Raw genomic sequence first — 20,141 nt, forward strand, 5'->3', positions numbered from 1 at the left:
TGCGCGACGGCATCGCGCGAAACAATCGAGGCGGCTTCGGCCGCCTTTTGCATTTCGAACACGACGCAACCATATACAGAGCCAACCGGCATGAATAATGCTGCAGCGCACCGACGACTCGACCGCGCCGGATCGTAAGAATTTGGAACGCATGGAACTGGCGGGCCGCGGGTGAGTCTGTCCCCATGTCTGCAAACTCATTGCAGGGCGGCTAAGATGAAAACAAGCCGCTGACACTTGAAGTCAACAGCGCCGGGGTCGATCCAATCACGGCGTCGCCTGAACCTCGGCCGTTTCTCATCGGCCGATGGCGCGTTCAGTCCAGCCAGGGAGCGCGATATATGCATACGGACAGTACACATGTGATGCCTTGGCGCATCGAAGACATCGATCTCACGCGAATCGATCGTCAGAAGGCGGCATCCAACGAGCACCTTCTCTTGTTGTTGTGCGCCTGCTCGTTCATCGAGAGCGGGACGGACCTCTATACGAGCAATCTCAGCAAGTATTTTCACGACGATCCCGAAATCTCGGCGTGGCTCAACAACGAATGGGAGCCCGAAGAGATGCAGCACGGCAGGGCGCTCAAGACCTACATCAACCACGTTTGGCCCGAGTTCGACTGGGACACTGCGTTCAGGAATTTCTTCGACGAATACTCGCTCACTTGTTCATACGAGGAGTTCGAGAAGAAGCGCGCGCTCGAGATGGTTGCGCGCTGCGTCGTCGAGACGGGAACGGCCACGCTTTATCGCGCGATCAACGATTGTTCGGATGAACCGGTGCTGAAGGAAATCACCGACAACATCCGCACGGACGAAGTGCGGCATTACAAGCACTTTTTCCATTTCTTCAAGAAGTGGAACAAGATCGAGGGCAATGGCCGCATGGCCGTGCTCGGCGCGCTCGTGCGGCGCGTCGTGGAACTGAAAAGCGAGGATTCGGAGATCGCGCTGCGGCACGTCTTCGCGATTCGTTACCCGGAGCGCGCGCAGGATGTCGAGTACAACCGCGAGCTCTCCGCGCGAGTGAATGCGCTCGTGCGGCGCAATCTGTCGGCGGATCAGGCCATCAAGATGCTGCTCAAGCCGCTCGATCTGCCCGCGCGCATTCAACCCGGCGTGCACTATCCGCTGTCGAAGATGACGCAGTTATTCTTCCGCTAACCTTGTTCGACGATGCCGGCGCAAAGCCGGCATCTTTTCATGACCGATCACAACACGCCCCGACCGTCGCTTTCGTCGCAATCCGTTTTCGATGAATGGCCGCCCGAGCTGCGCGCGCGCTTCGACGGCGCGCTCGCTCGCGCCGACGACGGCTTCACCGTTTCGCTATGCGCGGCGGATGAGGCTCATCGCGTGCGAACCGCTTTGTTGAGCGCCGGTGAGCTGTACGCGCCGGATGCGCGCAGACTCGCGTTCGCGTTGTGGCCGTCGTCGCGGACGGCGCAGGCTGTCACCGCGAGCGGACGCGCGACACTCGCCTTCGTATCCGATGAGGCGTTTTATCAAGTGCATCTGGACGTGCGTCGCGTGCCGCTCGACGATGTGCCGCTCGCGTGCTTCGTCGGCACGATCGAGAGCGGTGAGGTTCAACGGGTGGGATATGCGCGACTCACGAACGGAATTGCCTTCGAACTGACCGAAGCGCAATCGGCGCTCGCGCGCTGGCGCGAGCAACTCGACTGGCTGAAGCGGGCGGCGAGCGTCGCCGCCTGAATCACGACAGATGCATCAACGGCTGCGATCGCCCGATCGCAATGCGTCGCGCCGTCCGCCGAGCAATGCGCCGGGATTGCCGCCAGGCTTGCGCGAGTTCGCGACCTGACCGGCCTGAACCGGCTCCTGACGACGCGGCGCGGAACCCGCGTTCACGTTCGGCTTGCTGTGAGTGCGCGCATCGCGCGAAGGCTGCGCGCCGCCGTTGTTCGGCTTCGCCGGACGCGCGCCGCGTGCATCGCCGTTCGGACGGCCGCCTTCGCGGCGTGCTTCGCCACTCGAACGTCCCTCGCCGTTACGCGGATTCTGGCGTCCCTGACCTTGACCTTGTCCCTGGCCGCGTCCTTGACTGCGGCGCTGGATCGGCTCCGGCTTCGCGTTCGGATCCGGCTCGAAGCCGGGAATCACTTCGCGCGGAATCGGCCGCTTGATGAGGCGCTCGATGTCCTTCAGCAGTTGATGCTCGTCCACGCACACCAGCGACACCGCTTCGCCTTCCGCGCCCGCGCGACCCGTGCGGCCGATGCGATGCACATAGTCTTCCGGCACGTTCGGCAAATCGAAGTTGACGACGTGAGGCAACTGATCGATGTCGATGCCGCGCGCCGCGATATCGGTGGCGACGAGCACCTGCAGCGTCTCGGCCTTGAATTCGCTGAGCGCGCGCGTGCGGGCCGACTGGCTCTTGTTGCCGTGAATCGCGAGCGCGCTGATGCCGTCTTTCGTGAGCTGCTCGGCGAGCCGGTTCGCGCCGTGCTTCGTGCGCGTGAACACGAGCACCTGGAACCAGTTGTTGCCGCGGATCAGATGCGTGAGCAACTCGCGCTTGCGATCGCGATCGACCGGATGGATCTTCTGATCGACGGTCTCAGCCGTCGTATTGCGGCGCGCGACTTCGATCAGCGCGGGCGAATCGAGCAGGCTGTCGGCGAGCGCCTTGATCTCGTCGGAGAAAGTCGCCGAGAACAGCAGGTTCTGGCGCTTCGCCGGCAGGCGCGCGAGCACGCGCTTGATGTCGTGGATGAAGCCCATGTCGAGCATGCGGTCGGCTTCATCGAGCACGAGAATTTCGAGCTGCGAAACGTCGATCGTCTTTTGCTGCATGTGATCGAGCAGACGTCCCGGCGTCGCCACGACGATATCGACGCCGCGCTTCAACGCGTCGATCTGCGGATTGATGCCGACGCCGCCGAACATCACCGTCGACTTGAGCTTCAGATATTTGCCGTACGCGCGCACGCTTTCTTCGACCTGCGCGGCGAGTTCGCGCGTGGGCGTGAGGATGAGCGCGCGCACCGGACGCTTGGCGCCACCCGTGACGGGCGCGAGTTGCGACAGGCGCTGCAGGATAGGCAGCGTGAAGCCGGCGGTCTTGCCGGTGCCGGTCTGCGCGCCCGCGAGCAGATCGCCGCCTTTCAGAACGGCAGGAATCGCCTGAAGCTGGATCGGAGTGGGACTGGAATAGCCGAGTTCGTTGACGGCGCGAAGCAGAGGTTCGGACAGGCCGAGTGAATCAAAGGACATAAATTGGATGCTTATTCGTTGTGTCGAACGGCGCGCATGCGAATGGGCCACGGCGAAAAGTTTCGGCCGGCAGAGCGCATGTGCATCGCTCGAAGGAAAATCGGGCGGCGGGCCAGTTGGCGATCAGCGATCGCCGGGCGTTGCCGCGAGGTTCGACGTGCTATCAAGACACGTCATCTGGCGCTTAGTTGCATCGATGGACACTTCGACGCTGCGGCACCCGTTCCAGCCGGCGCTCACGCGACATAGCGCGCGACGCTCACGAACTGGCACAGGCTGCCTGCGAGCACGAACAGATGCCAGATGCCATGTCCGTGCCGGATGCGCTCGTCGTTGATGAAAAACCAGATGCCCGCGGTGTACACGACGCCGCCCGCCACCAGCCACGCGGTTCCCGCGGGCGGCAGCGCCGTCACGAGCGGATGAATGGCTACGAGCGCGAGCCATCCCATCAACACGTACAGCACCATCGAAACGCTGCGGGTTCGCCGCCCGAGCGTGAGTTCCTGCACGATCCCGAGCGCGGCGAGCCCCCAGCTCACGCCGAAGAGCGACCAGCCCCAGGGACCGCGCAAGGTCACTAGTGTATACGGCGTGTAGCTGCCGGCTATCAACAAGTAGATGGCCGAGTGATCGCACTTCTGCAGTATCGCTTTCATGCGCGGCGAGCGCGCGCAGTGATACAGCGTGGAGATCACGTAGAGCGCGCAGAGCATCGCGCCGTACACCGCGAAGCTCACGACCTTGTACGCGTCACCGTCGAGCGCGCCCATCGTGACGAGCGCAGCCAGACCCGCAACCGACAGCAGCGCGCCGATCAAATGGCTGATGCTGTTGAAACGCTCGCCGACATGCATATCGAATTCACCAAAAGACAAGGGGCGCGGCCACGAAGGCTGCGCCCCATATGCGTATTGTACGCTGTCCCGGCGAAGGACCTATGAAGCCATCAGTCGAGCGGCGCCGAACGCAGGTTGCTCACCTGCTGCGGCGACACCGGCGTGCCGTGGTTGCCCCACGACATACGGATGTACGTCACGACTGCGGCGACTTCCGTATCCGACAGCGACTGTGCGAACGGCGGCATACCGTGCGGCATCGGGTTGCCTTCCGTACTCGGCGGATAACCGCCGTTCAGCGTCATACGGATCGGGTTGACGGCCGATTGCATCTGGATCGACTGGTTGTTCGCGAGCGGCGGGTATGCAGGCGGCTTGCCGAGACCGTTCTCCGCGTGGCACTTCGCGCAGTTTTCGGTGTAGACCTTCTTGCCGAGCGTGAGCAGTTCGCCGCCGAACTTCTCGGACGTCTCCAGCTGCATGACTTCCGGCGCTTCCTTCTTTTGCGGAATCGACTTGAGATACGTCGAGATCGCGTTGATGTCCGCGTCGGTCATGTACTGCAGGCTGTTGTGAACCACTTCCGCCATCGGGCCGAACACCGCGCCGCGCTGCGACACGCCGGTCTTCAGCAGATCGTTGATGTCCTTCAGGTCCCAGTCGCCCAGACCGGCTTCCTTGTTCGACGTCAGCGACGGCGCGTACCAGTTCTGCAGCGGGATGAGGCCGCCGGCGAAGGCCGCCGAGCTGACCGGGCCGCCCATCGCGTTGATCGACGTGTGGCACATGCCGCAGTGACCGAGGCCTTCGACGAGATACGCGCCGCGGTTCCATTCGACCGACTTGGTCGGATCCGGCTTGTACTCGCCTTCCGAGAAGAACAGCGTGCGCCAGCCGATCAGCAGGTTGCGGTTGTTGAACGGGAAGCGCAGTTCATGCGGACGGCTCGGTTCGGAAACCGGCGGCACCGAGCGCAGATACGCGTAGATCGCGTCCGAGTCCGCGCGCGTGACCTTCGTGTAGCTCGTGAACGGGAAGCCCGGATAGAGCAGCGAACCGTCTTTCGAGCGGCCCGTGTGCATCGCGCGATAGAAGTCGTCGGAGGTCCACTTGCCGATGCCGTATTGATCGTCCGGCGTGATGTTCGGCGTGAACATCGTGCCGAACGGCGTGGCCATCGGCAGGCCGCCGCCGAATTCCTTGCCGCCGCGAACCGTGTGGCACGCGATACAGTCGCCGGCGCGGGCGAGGTACTCACCTTGTTTGATGAGCGCGGCTTTGTCGGCAGGCGTCGCCGCGATGGCGCCGCCCGAATGCAGGTTGTCGCCGCCCGACCAGAGGACGGCGCCGGCTGCGACGGCTGCCACCACGACAGCCGAGGAAAGTGCGAACAGGGACTTGCGTTTCATTGTGTTGTCGCTCCAGACGCCTTATTGCGGTTCGCTGCCGCACTTGAGCGGCATCTTCAACGAGCCAGCGGGCGCGGGCACCGGGTTGGCGGGTGCGGTTTGCGTAGAGAGCCATGCGGCGACGGCGGTCACGTCGTCGTCCGTCAGGCGCGAGGCGATCTGCTGCATGCAATCGGGCGCCTTCGCGTGACGCGTGCCCGACTTCCATGCGCCGACTTGCGCGCTGATGTAGTCCGAATGCAGGCCGACGAGACCCGGGATGGCCGGCTGCATGCCGGTCAGACCCTTGCCGTGGCAGGCCGCGCACGCGGGAATGTTCTTCGATGCATCGCCGTTCAGCACGAGCTGCTGGCCGCGCGCGAGCGTCGTGGCCGACACGTTCGACTTCACGGGCGTCGGATACGGCGGGCGCTGGTTCGAGAAGTACGTCGCGATCTGATGAAGGTAATCGTCCGAGAGATACGTGACGAGGTAGTTCATCGGCGGGTACTTGCGCCGCCCTTCGCGGAAATTCTGGAGCTGGTTGTACAGATAGTCGGCAGGCTTGCCGGCAAGACGCGGGAAGTAATCGTTGTCCGTGCCTTCACCGTGAACGCCGTGGCACGCGGTACAGCCTTGCACGCGCGCGGCCATCGTGTCCGGTGCGATCGGCTGGTTCTGCGCCTGCGCGGCGGAGCTGAAAACGCCAGCGCTGCCTACCAGAGCCGAGGCAAAAGCCATAGCGAGCAGCGGACGAAAAATGCGTCTTGAAAACACGCGACACTCCATGAAATTCGGGGACCTGCCGAGCTTCGTGCGGCTCGGTGCGAAGGTGGCGAACCACGGCCACGCAGGGGGCGGTGGGTGGCGGACCACGGCCACAGCGGCTCGACGAGCCTCTGATGCGACGCGGCATTCTATCATCGATGCATGATGATGACTATTTGACACAATCTCGCTCTAAGTCCCGCTGCAGCGCATTCGCGACAATATGCCGCGCGGCTATTGACCACCCGCGACGAACTTCATAGGCGCGTGTGGTTCATTGCCTCTCGACAAATATTCGACTCGATGCGAGACGCCCGATCGACGTGCTTCATGCAGTTTCGGAAGCGTCCGGCAAAAATTCAAGGCGTTTCGCTCGTGTTCGATGCTGTGCTGCACCGTGGACCTTCATTCAGACTCCGCAAAATTCCTTCGATGACCTTCCCTTTAGCAATGCGCGTTCACGCCGCGCCGGGTTCCGCATGATGAACGACGATCCTCTCTCGCTCGCGCAGACGGCCTTCGCCGCGCTCGCCGATCTGGCCTTCGCCTGCGTACTCGGCGCGCTGCTGCTGAACGTGTGGCTGTCGCGCGAACAGGCGTTCGCGACCGTATCGCCCGCGCGGCGCGGCTGGCTGCGGGCGGCGCGCGGCGGTCCGATCGCAGCCATCGCGCTCGTTCTGTGCAACTTCGCTTCGTTGTGGCTGCAGGCGGCGGCGATGAGCGGCGCGCCGATCGTGCAGGCGGGCGGCGCGTTGTGGCTCGTCGCGACGGGCACGCACGCGGGCATCGGCTGGTCGGTGGCACTGGCGGGCAGCGTGCTGTTGCTGCTCGCGTCGGCGGGCGGCGGCGCGCTTTCCGGTACGCGGATCGGCATGGCGCTCGTTGCCGCGCTGATCGTCGCGGCGGGCAAATCGGCGATCGGCCATGCCGCCGATGCCGGCGCGTTCTCGCTCGCCGAAGCGGTTCAGACGCTGCATCTGCTCGCGACGGCGGCGTGGGGCGGCATTGTGATCGCGGGTGCGTTCGTGTTGCCGGCGCTCGATACATCGCTTGCGCGCGCATATCTGATCCGCACGGTCGCGCGCATGTCGCGAGCGGCGTCGGTCGCGGTCGCGTTCGTCGTGCTGACGGGCGTGTTCAACGCGTGGCGCGGCATCGGCGGATCGGCCGCGGTGCTGACCGCGAGCGCGTGGGGTCATGCGTTGATCGTGAAGATGCTGCTGGTTGCGGCGGCGCTCGCGTTCGGCGCGCTCAACCGCTGGTCGGCGTTGCCGCGCCTGTCGCGCTCGGCATCGACGATGGACGCGCATACGGTCATCAACGTGATGCGCGTCGAAGCGCTGATGATGGCGGGTGTCTTCGTGGCGGCGGCGGTGCTGTCGCACAGCGTGCCGGGTTCGTCGCTCGCGGGATGAAAACGGCGACGCGCGGCGTTACTCGTAGCCGAGCCTGTGACTGACGATCGGCGCGCAAAACAGCGCGACCGCGCAGCCGATGATCTTGCCCTGCAACTCGACGAACGCCGTATGCGAACCGCCGACGAAGATCACTTCGACCAGTTGCGGCAGGCAGAACACGACCGCCGCACCGATGAACCAGCGCGTCACGGCCGCGATGCGCCAGCCGCGCTGCGCCCCGATTCCCGCGGCCACCACGCGCGCCACGCCCAGCGCGACGAGCGAGCCGACCGCGAGCTGGGCACGGACGTATTCATCGGGAAGGACCTGCCACATGATTGTTCTCGCTTTTTTGGTGACTATCGGCAGCGTATGCGCAAGAAGCTCGCCAGTATGTACGAGAAAACGCAGATCGTGAAGCGCGGCCCGCGCGGGGCCGCATTCGCTCAGAACGTGTGCTCCGGCCCGGGAAAACTGCCGTCCTTCACCGCGCGCACATAGGCTTCGACGGCGGCGAAAATGTTCGGCTGACCCTGCATGAAATCCTTGACGAAGCGCGGCCGCTTGCCGTGAAAGATGCCGAGCATGTCGTGCAGCACGAGCACTTGTCCGGAACAGTCGACGCCCGCGCCGATGCCGATCGTCGGAATCGCGAGCGCTGCGGTCACTTCGCGCGCGAGCAACGTCGGCACGGCTTCGATCACGAGCAGTTGCGCGCCGGCTTCCTGCAGCGCGATGGCGTCGCGCTTCATCTGCTCGGCCGCCGCTTCGGACTTGCCCTGCACCTTGAAGCCGCCGAATGCGTGCACCGATTGCGGCGTGAGACCGACGTGCCCGCACACCGGAATCGAGCGCTCGACGAGAAAGCGCACGGTATCCGCGAGCCATTCGCCGCCTTCGATCTTCACCATCTGCGCGCCCGCGCGCATCAGTTGCACGGCGTTCGCATAGGCGTCTTCCTTCGAGCCGATGGTGCCGAACGGCATGTCCGCGACGATCAGCGCGCTGCGATTGCCGCGCGCGACCGACGCCGTGTGATACGCGATGTCCGCGAGCGTCACTGGCAGTGTCGTGTTGTGGCCTTGCAGCACATTGCCGAGCGAGTCGCCGATCAGCATGACATCGACGCCCGCGCGTTCGAGCAGCGCGCTGAAGCTCGCGTCGTAACACGTGAGCATCGCGATGCGCTCGCCGTTTTCGCGCATGGTCTGGAGCTTGGGGACGGTGATCGTCGCGCGATTCGTTTCCTGCAGATACGTCATGGTCGTTTCACTGAAGAGAGCGTGGCCGGGCTGCGAATTCAGACCGATACGCCTTTGACAAAGAATTCCTTGCGCCCGCGCATGGCGCCGATGCGCTCGATCAGAAGCGCGAGGTCGTCATCCGAGGCGAGCGGGTTCAGGTGCTCCGCGTTCACCGTGAGCAACGGCGTCGCGTCGTAGTGATAGAAGAAGTCGTTATAAGCATCGCAGAGCGCGCGCAGATACGAATCGGAAATTTGCAGCTCCATCGGCAGCGCGCGCTTCTGGATGCGCGAAAAAAGCACTTCCGGACTCGCCTGCAGATAGACGACGAGATCGGGTGCGGGCGCGCTCGCATGAATACGCGAGGCGATGTCCTTGTAGAGCTGGAACTCGTCGTCGGGCAGGGTGAGGCGCGCGAAGAGCTCGCTCTTCTGCGCGAGAAAGTCGGTCATCAGCGCGGCGCCGCTCGTGACGATATCGGCGGCTTCCTGCGTCTGCGATGCGCGCTGCAACGCGAAGCTCAACTGCGTGGCGAGCGCGTGCCGCGTGGTGTCGCGATAGAAGCGCTCGAGAAACGGATTGTCCTGCGGGCGCTCGAACAGCGTGCGCATCGACCACCGTTCGGCGAGCAGCGTCGCGAGCGTGGTCTTGCCGACGCCGATCGGCCCTTCGATCGCGATGTAACGATGCGGCGGCCGCAGTTGAGGCGCGGTGACGGTGAGTGGCGGAACGCTCATCGGCAGTCTGTCTTCGTGGAAGGGGAGTCGGTTGCGTTGGAGCCGCGCGGTTGCGTCGCGACCATGCACTGACACGTCGCGACTTTCTCGATGCGCTGATCGGCGACGCCGTCGATGAACGCATCGGCGCGACCGCGTTGAGGAAGGATGAGATCCGGCTCGAGCTCGACGAGCGGCACGAGCACGAAGGCGCGCTCGGTCATGCGCGGATGCGGCACGACGAGATCGGCTTCGTCGATGCTCGATGCGCCGTACAGCAGGATGTCGAGATCGAGCGTGCGCGGCGCATTGCGATACGGCCGCTCGCGCCCGAACTGCAACTCGATGTGATGACACAGGCGCAGCAGCGATCGCGCGGGCAGGCTCGTTTCGAGCTTGACGACGCAATTGAAGTAATCGTCGCCCGATGAATCGATCGGCGCGGTGCGATAGACGCTCGATTTCGCGAGCACGGTGATCGTGTGCTGCTGGGCGAGACACACGACTGCGTCTTTCAGGGTCTGGCGCGCATCGCCGAGATTCGCCCCCAGGCCCAGATAAGCAATCGTCATGGCAGAAGTCCTACGCGTGGGTCACAGCGGAAAGCGGGAGAACAGGATCGCTCTTCGCTACTGTAACCAAATCCGGCGTTACTCGTCGTCGGCGGCTTCGCGCCTGTTCGCCGCACTCGATACCGCGTCGTCATTGCCTGCCTGCGCGGCTTGCTCGTCCTGCGCGCCGGGTTCGCCCGAGCGACGCTTCGCGTTGCTGCGGCGCCGGCGCTTCTTCGGTGCGTTGCGATCCTTGCCGCCTTGCGACAGGAGTGCTTCGCGCTCGGCGTGATCGCCGTCGATGAAGTCGCTCCACCATTGGCCGATGGCCGCATCGAGCTCGCCCGATTCGCAACGCAACAGCAGGAAATCATACCCCGCTCTGAATCTTTGGTGTTCCAGCAGCTTCAGCGCGCTGCGGCCGCGTTTTTCCAGCCGATGCTGAAGACCCCAGATCTCGCGCATGTCGGACGAGTAGCGCTTGTGGATCGCGAGTTTCTCCGTCTGCATATCGAGGACATCGTCCATCGCGCGATGCAATGCGGGCACCGGATAGTCGCCGTTCGCGGTGTATTGCTGCCAGCGCGTCTGCACGTCGTGCCACAGGAGCGTCGCGAAGAGAAAGCCCGGCGACACGCCCTTGCCGGCGCGCACGCGCTCGTCGGTGCTGGTGAGCGCGAGCGTGACGAACTTCTCGCCGTGCGGCTGTTCGAGCACGACATCGAGCAGAGGCAACACGCCGTGATGCAGCCCTTCCTGACGCAGCCGCGTGAGACACGCGAGCGCATGGCCGGACAAGAGCAGCTTCAGCATCTCGTCGAAGAGACGCGCGGCCGGCACGTTGTTCATCAGGTCGGCGAGATCCTTGATCGGCGCGCGCGTGGCTTCGTCGATCTCGAAGCCGAGCTTCGCCGCGAAACGCACGACGCGCAGCATGCGTACCGGATCTTCGCGATAACGCGTGGCCGGATCGCCGATCATGCGCAACAGGCGCGCGCGGATGTCGGCCATGCCGTCGTGATAATCCAGCACCGTTTGCGTGGCCGGATCGTAGTACATCGCGTTGATGGTGAAGTCGCGGCGCGTGGCGTCTTCGTGCTGCTCGCCCCAGACGTTGTCGCGCAGCACGCGGCCGCTCGCATCGACGGCGTGCGTGCGCGCATCGAGCTCGCCGCGCTTGAGGCGTCGCGGCGGTTCGGCGGAAGGCTCCGGCGGCGCGTCCATGAGCGCGCGGAACGTCGATGTCTCGATGATCTCCTGCCCGAACTGCACATGCACGATCTGGAAGCGCCGGCCGATGATGCGCGCGCGGCGAAAGAGCTTCTGCACCTGATCGGGCGTGGCGTCGGTGGCGACGTCGAAGTCTTTCGGCGCGACGCCGAGCAGCAGGTCGCGCACCGCGCCGCCGACGATGAACGCGCGATGCCCGGCCTGCTGCAGGCCGTCGGTCACGCGTATCGCGTTCTTCGAGATCAGCGAAGGATCGATGCCGTGAATCTCCGACGACAGGATGACCGGCACGTTCGGATCGCGCTTCACGGGCGCGGCGGCTTTCTTGCGCGTGCTCTTGCGAGCGGGTTTCGGCGCGGCTTCGGAAGCAGCGGCGGGGATGTCGTGGCCTTCGTCGGCAGAGGCGGTTTCTTGCCCGAACAGCTTGCGGATGAGTTTTTTAATCACGAGTGTCGAACAGGTTCAGGATGCGCCAGCCTTTGGCTTGCGCGTGCGCGCGCAGGGTGTCGTCGGGATTGGTCGCGACCGGATCCGTGACGCGCTCGAGCAGCGGGATGTCGTTGTGCGAGTCGCTGTAGAAATAGCTGTGCTTGAAGTCGTCGAGCGTCTTGCCGAGCGTCGCGAGCCATTGCTCGACGCGCACGATCTTGCCTTCGCGATAACTCGGCGTGCCCATCGGCCGGCCGGTGAGCGCGCCGAGCGGATGATCGTCGACCGTTTCGACTTCGCAGGCGATCAGCGTTTCGATGCCGAAGGCTTCGGCGATCGGCGCGGTGATGAACGCGTTCGTCGCGGTGACGAGGCAGCAGAGATCGCCTTCGTCCTGATGCTCGCGCACGAGCGTGACGGCGGCCGGCACGATGCGCGGGTTGATCACTTCGCGCATGAATTGCGCGTGCCAGTCGGTGAGCTGTTCGCGCGAGTATTTTGCGAGCGGGGCCAGCATCGCGTGCAGATACGCGTTGATGTCGAGCACGCCCGCCTTGTAATCGGCGTAGAAGGCGTCGTTCTGACGCGCGAAGGATTCCGCCTCGACGATGCCGAGCTTCACCATGAAGCGGCCCCATTCGTGGTCGCTGTCGGTGGGAATGAGCGTGTGATCGAGATCAAAGAGGGCAAGGTTCATGGGAGCGCATTCTACTTGAAGCGGGTCGGATCGTTGTCCGGCGCGGCGGGGCCGGATTCGGGGCCGTTCGGATCGGCGGGCGTTTCTTCCGGCGCCGATACGGGAACGAGGGGCGCGGCCCGGCCGGTTTGCTGGAGCATCGTGCGCAGCAGCGCTCGCGTCACCGCGCGCTTTTGTTCCAGGGAGAAGCGGTCGAGTTCGTCGAGCAGGGCCATGAGGCTCGGCATGTCGCGGCGAAAGTGCGTGAGCAGATAGGCGGGCACGTCGTCGGCGAGCACGATGCCGCGTTCGCGCGCCGCGTGCTTCAGCACCGATGCCTTCGCTTCGTCGGAAAGCGGCTGAAGATGGAACACGAGGCCCCAGCCGAGCCGCGTGCGCAGGTCTTCGCGGACCGTGAGCGCGAGCGGCGCGTCGTTGCCGGTGGCCACGAGCGCGCTCGCCGGATATGCGCGCACTTCGTTGAAGAGATTGAAAAGGGCGATCTGCTGCGCGGGGGAAAGGCGGTCGCAATCGTCGACGGCGTAAAGCGTCACGCGCGGATCGAACCCGAATGCGTTGAGCGCGCTCTGCGGGCCGAGATAGCGCGCATGGCCGTTCGCCTCGTGCGTGAGCGCCTGCAGCAGGTGGCTGCGGCCGCTGCCCGGCTCGCCCCACACGTAGAACGTGCGGTCGGCGACCGGCCCGGCCGCGAGCGCGCCTTCGAGTTCGCGCAGCCGCGCGATCAGTTCGTGATTGCCGGCGGCGAAAAAGTTATCGAAGGTGGCGGGCGGCGGCGTGCCCAGATCGAGCGTCAGTTGGCGTTGCACGGGAGATCGGTATCGTCGGGCCTTGAGTCGGGCGAATCTTGAAAACTGCCGGATGAGCTGCGGGTATACGCGCAAAGCCGCGGCGGACGGCCTTGCGCGCCAATGGCTCGGGCGCTTCTGAGATTGTCTGCGATCTCGAAAAAAGCGCCTTCGCGGATTCTGGCGTGCGCGGGAAAATCCGGCTGGCCGACCGTCGACGGGTCATCATCGGGTAAAATCGCATTTTACCGACCTTCTTGCTCCTCCCTCCATGAATCAACCGAAATCCGCACCGGACGCCCAAGGTTTGTCGTATCGCGACGCGGGCGTGGACATCGACGCGGGCGACGCGCTCGTCGACCGGATCAAGCCGTTTGCCAAGAAAACGTTGCGCGACGGCGTGCTGGGCGGCATCGGCGGATTCGGCGCGCTCTTCGAGGTGCCGAAGAAGTACAAGGAGCCGGTGCTCGTATCGGGCACGGACGGCGTCGGCACGAAGCTGCGCCTCGCGTTCACGCTGAACCGGCATGACACGGTCGGCCAGGATCTCGTCGCGATGAGCGTCAACGACATTCTCGTGCAGGGCGCCGAGCCGCTCTTCTTCCTCGATTACTTCGCGTGCGGCAAGCTGGATGTCGACACCGCGGCGGACGTCGTGAAGGGCATCGCCACGGGCTGCGAGCTGGCGGGCTGCGCGCTGATCGGCGGCGAGACGGCGGAAATGCCGGGCATGTATCCGGACGGCGAATACGACCTCGCGGGCTTCGCGGTCGGCGCGGTGGAAAAGAGCAAGATCATCGACGGCAGCACGATCAAGCCGGGCGATGTCGTGCTGGGCCTGGCATCGAGCGGCATCCACTCGAACGGTTATTCGCTGGTGCGCAAGATCATCGAGCGCGCGAATCCGGATCTCAACGCCGATTTCGACGGCCGAACGCTTGCCGACGCGCTGATGGCGCCCACGCGCATCTACGTGAAGCCGCTCTTGTCGGCGATGCAAAGCGTCACGGTGAAGGGCATGGCGCATATCACAGGCGGCGGTCTCGTCGAGAATATTCCGCGCGTGCTGCGCGATGGGCTGACGGCGGAGCTGGATCATCGCGCGTGGCCGCTGCCGCCGCTGTTCGCGTGGCTGCAGAAGCACGGCGGCGTCGCGGATGCGGAGATGCATCGCGTGTTCAACTGCGGTATCGGCATGGCGGTGATCGTTGCGGCGGAAGATGCCGATGCGGCAACCGGCCTGTTGTCGGGCGCGGGCGAGCAGGTGTGGAAGATCGGCGTCGTGCGCGAGAGCAAGGAAGGTGAGGCGCAGACGGTGGTGGTTTGATAGTGCCGTTGTCGCGCTGATAAGAAAGACCCTCGCGGAGTGCGAGGGTTTTTTGTTTGGGGATTACATCGGCCGCATGTAAGGCGACCGAATTTGCTGCGGATTCGGCCCCAGTTGCGTGAGGAGGAAGTCCATAGCTGTCTTGTTATAGGCCGGTCTTGGATCGACGTGCGAAACGCCGTTGGGCAGGTAAGGCGGGCGCAATCCGGGTGTAAGCAACTCGCCCTTGTACAACGCGCCGTTGTATTCGACGATCCAGTTCGCGCTCTCCGTGAGCAGCCCGATAGAGGTCCCCTGCACCCACATGTAGCGATGGCCGCCAAACGATTGGATTTTTCGCTTGTACCACACGCTCAATTGATCGAGCGTGCGTGGGTCGCTGTATTTTTCGGATAGATCGACCCGAAGGAACGTCGTAAGCGCCTCGTAGCGCGGCACGTACATCTTCGAGCCAGGTGGCATCAACGCTGTATCGCCGGACGGAAACGACGGCCGCGGCATCAGGAGCGTTAAAGTGTCCTTCCTGCCTTGGAAGCTTTCGGTCGCGGCCGTGACTGTCTGACATTGGCAAGCCCGTGGCGCAGTGGCGCCGCTCAGCGAAGCCTTTTGATACTGAGCTTATAGAACGATCGTGTGCAAAATTTCAGTATGACTTTTCAGACTTTCGAAGTTTTCCTAATCGCTGCTACCGCCCGCTCCGTCGCGTCCCCCGCGCAGCACTCCACCACGACTCGCTCCGGCATCGCGCGCAGCCACGTCAACTGCCGCTTGCACAACTGCCGCGTCGCGAAAACGCCCTTGTCGCGCATCTCGTCGTAACCCGTCGCGCCGTCGAGATAGTCCCACGCTTGCCGATAGCCGACACAGCGCATCGACGGCATCGAAAGATCCAGATCGCCGCGCGCACGCAACGCGCGCACTTCGTCGATGAAGCCGTGCGCGAGCATCGCATCGAAACGTGCGGCGATGCGCGCATGCAGCACCGCGCGATCCGACGGCTCCAGCGCGACCGGCACGAAGCGATACGGCGCATCCGCATCCTGAACGCGCGGCGCGGCGAGCAGCGCGGACATCGGCTGGCCGGACAGCATGAAGATTTCGAGCGCGCGCTGGATGCGCTGGGAGTCGTTCGGCGCAAGCCGCGCGGCGGTTTGCGGATCGACCGCCGCGAGCCGCGCATGCAGCGCGGGCCAGCCATCGCGGGCGGCGTCGGCGTCGAGGGCGGCGCGCACGTCGGCATCGGCGGTCGGCAGATCGTTCAGACCTTGCGTCAGCGCCTTGTAGTACAGCATCGTCCCGCCGACCAGCAACGGCACGTTGCCGCGCGCGACGATCTCGCCGACGAGCCGCAGCGCATCCGCACGAAACTGCGCGGCGGAATACGTTTCGGCGGGATCGATGATATCGATCAGATGATGCGGCGCCGCCGCGCGCTCCTCGGCGTTCGGCTTGGCCGTGCCGATATCCATCTCGCGATAGACGAGCGCCGAATCCACGCTGACGATTTCCACCGGATGCAGCGCCGCGAACGCCAGCGCGGCCGCGGTCTTTCCCGACGCCGTCGGCCCGAGAAGACACGCAACAGGCAAGGCGGAAGCGCTCATTGTCCGCGCATGAAGAGTCGGTCGAGATCGGCGAGCGTGAGCTGATACCACGTCGGACGGCCGTGATTGCACTGATCGGCGCGCTCGGTCGCTTCCATCTGGCGCAGGAGCGCGTTCATCTCGTCGAGCGTGAGCCGGCGATTCGCGCGCACCGCGTTATGACACGCGAGCGTGCCGAGCAATTCGTGCTGACGTTCGGTGAGCACGCGCGAGCCGCCATACGCGTGCAGATCGGCGAGCACGGCGCGCGCGAGCGATTGCAGGTCGGCGTCCTTCAGCAACGCGGGCACGGCGCGGATCGCGATCGACGTCGGCGACAACACCGCGAGATCGAAGCCGAGCGCATCGAGCGTCGCGCGCTCTTCCTCGACGATGCCGATCTCGACCGGCTCCGCTGTCATCGACACGGGAATCAGCAGGGGCTGCACCGCGATCGCGCGATCGGCGAGCGCGTGCTTGAATTGCTCGTAAAGAATGCGCTCGTGCGCGGCATGCATGTCGACGATCACGAGGCCGCGCGCGTTCTGCGCCAAAACATAGATGCCGTGAATCTGGCCGACGGCGAAACCGAGCGGCTGTTCATCGGCGTGATCGAGCGCACTGTCCGCACTGTCACTGGCGATCAGCGGCGCGGGAGGGCGCTCGTTCATCGTCGGATACGGCGTGTCGATGGTCGTCGTCGCGCCTGACGTACCCGCGCCGATGTCCTTGCGACCGAACAGCGCGTCGTAAAGCGCGAGCGGCTGCGCGACGGGCAGCGTGCCCTGCGTCATGCGCGACTGGCGCATCCAGTTCGTGCCGTTCTCGCTTTTCAGCGTGAGCGAATCCGGCGTGCCGGCGAAAGGCTTTGCGCTGAACGAAGCCGGGCCGGTCGGCTGCAATTGCGCCGCGTGTCCGCCCGCCGTCGTTTCCGGCGACGCGCCCGCATGCCGCGCCAGCGCGCGCTGCACGGCGTGAAAGACGTATTGATGAATCGAGCGCGAATCGCGAAAGCGCACTTCGATCTTCGACGGATGCACGTTCACATCGACGGATTCGGGCGGCAAATCGAGAAACAGCACGTACGCCGGATAGCGATTGCCGTGCAGCACATCTTCATACGCGGCGCGCACGGCGTGCGTGAGCAGCTTGTCGCGCACGAAGCGGCCGTTCACGAAGAAATATTGCTGATCGGCGCGCCCGCGGCTCGCGGTCGGCAAACCGGCGCAGCCGTAGACCGCAAGCGGCCCGGCGCGTTCGTCGAGCGGCAGATGCGCGGTTTCGAACACCTCGCCGAGAATCTTCGCGACGCGCGTCTGCGGATCGCTCGCGTTCCAGTGCTCGACGGCTTTGCCGTTGTGCATCACTGAAATCGCGACGTCGGGCCGTGCGAGCGCCGTGCGGCGAATCACGTCGAGGCAATGCCCGAGCTCGGTCTGCTCGCTCTTCAGGAATTTGCGGCGCGCGGGCGTGTTGAAATACAGCTCGCGCACTTCCATTGTCGTGCCGACGGTGCCCGCGGCGGGCGAGATGGCGCCGGTTTGCGCGTCGATGCGCGTCGCGTGCGGGCAGCTTTCGGTGCGGCTCGTGATGAACAGTTCCGCAACCGACGCGATCGACGCAATCGCCTCGCCGCGAAACCCGAGCGTCGCGACGGCTTCGAGTTCCGCGAGCGAGCGGATCTTGCTGGTCGCGTGGCGCATCAGCGCGAGCGGAAGCTCGTTCGGCGGAATGCCGCAGCCGTCGTCGGCGATCACGATGCGTTTCACGCCGCCTTCGTCGAGCGTGATGCGCAGTGTCGTCGCGCCGGCGTCGAGTGCGTTTTCCAGCAGTTCCTTGACGACCGACGCAGGCCGCTCCACCACTTCGCCAGCGGCAATCTGGCTGATGAGCTGATCGGGCAGCGGGGCGATGGCGCGCGGACGGCGCCCGGCATCGGCTGTCGAAGCGCCAGCGGAGGTTTCGTTTAGGTCGGACATGGCGAAATTATAACGATTCGCAACGTTCGGGCTTCGGGTGGCCGGCTGCATCGGTCCGGGCGCGCACGTATCCAAGAGCGCGGGCCAGAGCGGGACTTTCTTGCGCCGCAATTTATTTGCATTACTGAGTTTTTTTCGGGTCCACGCGTACAATGCATTACGCCGCCGCAAGAGAGTTCTGCCGGGCCGCGCGCAATCAATCCGTCGATCTCACTCACGCAATATTTCGCTCGCACCGCCAATTTGTTTGCCATCGAGGCGGCGATTCCTGCTGAGTATGAATTCGTTTGTGTTTCGAATGCCGCGTTCGCGAGCGTTGAATCGGGTAATCGTCACGGCCTAATGATCATTTCGGGCATTAATTGTTTAAGAGTTTTCGTATGGCCGCGACGATTTTGATCATGCCGGTTATCCGCAAATGCGGAGCGATTCAGCCACGGGATTCCGCCGGAGGCCAAATGTATTGGGTAATGTTTTCGAAACTTCAGAAAAAGGATAATTCATGTCCCGTATCGCTTCAGAAAAAAAGAAACCGACTGGAAATCATGCCGTGACCGAAGCGCCGCCGACGAAAGGCCAGCAGGCAGGCGCGCATTCCAGTCATAAGAACGCGGAAGCAAAAACTCAGAAAAGTCGTGTGGCGGCAAACGGTAAAAGCGGAAACAACTTTCCGAATGTGCTCGTGCATGGGTTTTGCGGTTGGGGTCGCGAAACGCTGACGAGCAAGATTTATCACTATTTCGGCGGCACAGGCGATATTCAGGAATATCTCAATAATAGGGGTTACCAGACTTTCACCGCTGCGGTCGGACCGTTATCCAGTAACTGGGACCGGGCCTGCGAGCTTTATTATTTCTTGAAGGGCGGCGTGGTGGATTACGGCGCGGTGCATTCGGCGCGTTACGGCCACGAACGTTATGGACGTTCGTACCCCGGCGTATTTCCCGAATGGAGCGAACAACACAAGGTTCATCTGATCGGACACAGCATGGGCGGTCCGACCATCCGCACTCTCGTGCAATTGCTGGAACATGGCGATCCGGATGAAATTGCCTTCGCGCCGAGTTCGCGAGAAGCCGGCACCTCCGAACTCTTCAAGGGCGGCAAGCAATGGGTACATAGCATCACGTCCATCGCTGGCGTCAACAACGGCACCCCGGTCGCAGACGATCTCGGCGAGCCGATGTCCGACCTGCTATTGAGCCTGGCGAGCCTGTGCGGCGCCGATAACCGCGATCTGCTTTTCGACTTCGACTTGAAGCAGTGGGGCATCCACCGCGAGAAGGGCGAGGATCTGGTCGAATACGCCAAAAAGATCATGCTCAGCAAGGCCTGGAAGACGACTGACAGCGCAATCTACGATCTTTCCTTCGCCGCGGCCCGACTGCAGAATATCTGGGTAAAGACGTCGCCGCACACTTATTACGCTTCGTATTGCGCCGATGGAACGGTGCCCGGCCTCGCCGACACGCGTGTTCCGATGTCGAACATGAACCCGTTGCTCCTCGGCGGCGGCGCGGCGCTCGGCCTCAATGAAAGGGATCTTGCGGGCGGATTCCTGAACTGGCGTCCCAATGACGGTTGCGTCCCAGTTCCGTCGGCGCAGTACCCGATCGGGCACGCGCACGAGTTCGTCGGGGACAACCCCGCTCATCCGCCGAAGAAGGGCGTCTGGTACGTTCATCCTCCGATCGCCGGCGTGGATCATATCGGCATCGTGCAGCCGGTCGGCAGCACGACGCTCGAGTGGCTGGAGGAATTTTTTGGGAAAATCGCGGCCTATAACAAGGCGCTGCCAATTTAGCGACCCGGCCGGAGCCTGATCTTTCCTGTGGGGCTTTCGGGCGCCGGGTTGCGCGCGCTTCCGGGTGAACATTCGTGTGAGCGAGCCCGGCGCCGCGCCACTTCGGTATCATGGCGCGACTCCCGCATTTGTTGCCGATGCGCCGCTTTTCCGGCGCCGGCT

At 63.9% G+C, this 20,141-nt stretch carries 19 protein-coding genes; 5 read left to right on the forward strand and 14 right to left on the reverse strand.

Annotated features, from left to right (window positions below; translation table 11 throughout):
* The first annotated feature begins 341 nt into the window (after positions 1-341).
* On the forward strand, positions 342-1,166 hold the full coding sequence (locus tag NCS00_RS02650) for a ferritin-like domain-containing protein (protein ID WP_008351417.1): 825 nt from the start codon (positions 342-344) through the stop codon (positions 1,164-1,166).
* 39 nt (positions 1,167-1,205) lie between these two features.
* On the forward strand, positions 1,206-1,718 hold the full coding sequence (locus NCS00_RS02655) for a PNPOx family protein (protein ID WP_033536572.1): 513 nt from the start codon (positions 1,206-1,208) through the stop codon (positions 1,716-1,718).
* Positions 1,719-1,733: 15 nt separating this feature from the next.
* On the opposite strand, the gene NCS00_RS02660 is transcribed toward NCS00_RS02655, so the two are convergent.
* The 4 genes from NCS00_RS02660 to NCS00_RS02675 all read right to left on the reverse strand — a co-directional run bounded on the left by NCS00_RS02660 (position 1,734) and on the right by NCS00_RS02675 (position 6,258).
* The gene (locus NCS00_RS02660) at positions 1,734-3,242 is read right to left on the reverse strand and encodes a DEAD/DEAH box helicase (protein ID WP_008351412.1); all 1,509 of its coding nucleotides are present in this window, start codon (positions 3,240-3,242) and stop codon (positions 1,734-1,736) included.
* 236 nt (positions 3,243-3,478) lie between these two features.
* Positions 3,479-4,099: a PAQR family membrane homeostasis protein TrhA gene (trhA, locus tag NCS00_RS02665; protein WP_008351409.1), complete on the reverse strand. Its 621-nt coding sequence runs from the start codon at positions 4,097-4,099 to the stop codon at positions 3,479-3,481.
* A 92-nt stretch (positions 4,100-4,191) separates the two neighbouring features.
* Positions 4,192-5,490: a c-type cytochrome gene (locus NCS00_RS02670; RefSeq protein WP_008351407.1), complete on the reverse strand. Its 1,299-nt coding sequence runs from the start codon at positions 5,488-5,490 to the stop codon at positions 4,192-4,194.
* Between the two features lie 21 nt (positions 5,491-5,511).
* Entirely contained in the window at positions 5,512-6,258 is a 747-nt protein-coding gene (locus NCS00_RS02675) for a c-type cytochrome (RefSeq protein WP_008351405.1), read from the reverse strand.
* Between the two features lie 461 nt (positions 6,259-6,719).
* Between NCS00_RS02675 and NCS00_RS02680 the strand changes: the two genes are divergently transcribed.
* Complete coding sequence (locus tag NCS00_RS02680; RefSeq protein ID WP_033536571.1) at positions 6,720-7,652, forward strand: CopD family protein; 933 nt, start codon at positions 6,720-6,722, stop codon at positions 7,650-7,652.
* A gap of 18 nt (positions 7,653-7,670) precedes the next feature.
* On the opposite strand, the gene NCS00_RS02685 is transcribed toward NCS00_RS02680, so the two are convergent.
* The 7 genes from NCS00_RS02685 to hda form a co-directional block, all read right to left on the reverse strand.
* On the reverse strand, positions 7,671-7,970 hold the full coding sequence (locus NCS00_RS02685) for a hypothetical protein (RefSeq protein ID WP_008351402.1): 300 nt from the start codon (positions 7,968-7,970) through the stop codon (positions 7,671-7,673).
* Between the two features lie 110 nt (positions 7,971-8,080).
* Entirely contained in the window at positions 8,081-8,896 is an 816-nt protein-coding gene (gene panB / locus NCS00_RS02690; RefSeq protein ID WP_034470688.1) for a 3-methyl-2-oxobutanoate hydroxymethyltransferase, read from the reverse strand.
* Between the two features lie 38 nt (positions 8,897-8,934).
* A complete protein-coding gene (locus NCS00_RS02695; protein WP_034470691.1) occupies positions 8,935-9,615 on the reverse strand; it encodes a deoxynucleoside kinase in 681 nt (226 codons plus the stop codon).
* Positions 9,612-10,166, reverse strand: coding sequence for a 2-amino-4-hydroxy-6-hydroxymethyldihydropteridine diphosphokinase (folK, locus tag NCS00_RS02700; protein WP_008351396.1), 555 nt, complete (start codon positions 10,164-10,166; stop codon positions 9,612-9,614). The genes NCS00_RS02695 and folK overlap by 4 nt, the downstream gene beginning before the upstream one ends.
* 78 nt (positions 10,167-10,244) lie before the next feature.
* Positions 10,245-11,822, reverse strand: a complete 1,578-nt coding sequence (gene pcnB / locus NCS00_RS02705) for a polynucleotide adenylyltransferase PcnB (protein WP_034470693.1) — start codon at positions 11,820-11,822, stop codon at positions 10,245-10,247.
* Positions 11,815-12,501, reverse strand: a complete 687-nt coding sequence (locus tag NCS00_RS02710) for a histidinol-phosphatase (protein WP_034470695.1) — start codon at positions 12,499-12,501, stop codon at positions 11,815-11,817. Before NCS00_RS02710 ends, pcnB begins: the two co-directional genes overlap by 8 nt.
* An 11-nt stretch (positions 12,502-12,512) precedes the next feature.
* On the reverse strand, positions 12,513-13,307 hold the full coding sequence (gene hda / locus NCS00_RS02715) for a DnaA regulatory inactivator Hda (protein WP_008351391.1): 795 nt from the start codon (positions 13,305-13,307) through the stop codon (positions 12,513-12,515).
* Between the two features lie 250 nt (positions 13,308-13,557).
* Between hda and purM the strand changes: the two genes are divergently transcribed.
* On the forward strand, positions 13,558-14,613 hold the full coding sequence (purM, locus tag NCS00_RS02720) for a phosphoribosylformylglycinamidine cyclo-ligase (RefSeq protein ID WP_008351388.1): 1,056 nt from the start codon (positions 13,558-13,560) through the stop codon (positions 14,611-14,613).
* A 63-nt stretch (positions 14,614-14,676) separates the two neighbouring features.
* Here purM and NCS00_RS02725 read toward each other — a convergent pair whose 3' ends face one another.
* From NCS00_RS02725 to mutL, 3 genes are all read right to left on the reverse strand, one after another.
* A complete protein-coding gene (locus NCS00_RS02725; protein WP_152563178.1) occupies positions 14,677-15,051 on the reverse strand; it encodes a hypothetical protein in 375 nt (124 codons plus the stop codon).
* A gap of 218 nt (positions 15,052-15,269) precedes the next feature.
* Positions 15,270-16,217 carry a tRNA (adenosine(37)-N6)-dimethylallyltransferase MiaA gene (gene miaA / locus NCS00_RS02730; protein WP_034470700.1) on the reverse strand — a complete coding sequence of 316 codons (948 nt, stop codon included), beginning with the start codon at positions 16,215-16,217 and terminating at the stop codon, positions 15,270-15,272.
* Complete coding sequence (gene mutL / locus NCS00_RS02735; RefSeq protein WP_034470703.1) at positions 16,214-18,175, reverse strand: DNA mismatch repair endonuclease MutL; 1,962 nt, start codon at positions 18,173-18,175, stop codon at positions 16,214-16,216. Before mutL ends, miaA begins: the two co-directional genes overlap by 4 nt.
* Positions 18,176-18,677: 502 nt before the next feature.
* On the opposite strand from mutL, the gene NCS00_RS02740 reads away from it, so the two are divergent.
* Positions 18,678-19,979 carry an esterase/lipase family protein gene (locus NCS00_RS02740; protein ID WP_152563179.1) on the forward strand — a complete coding sequence of 434 codons (1,302 nt, stop codon included), beginning with the start codon at positions 18,678-18,680 and terminating at the stop codon, positions 19,977-19,979.
* Positions 19,980-20,141: the final 162 nt, after the last annotated feature.

This window comes from Caballeronia sp. AZ1_KS37, assembly GCF_023631165.1.
Taxonomy (GTDB): Bacteria; Pseudomonadota; Gammaproteobacteria; order Burkholderiales; family Burkholderiaceae; genus Caballeronia; species Caballeronia zhejiangensis.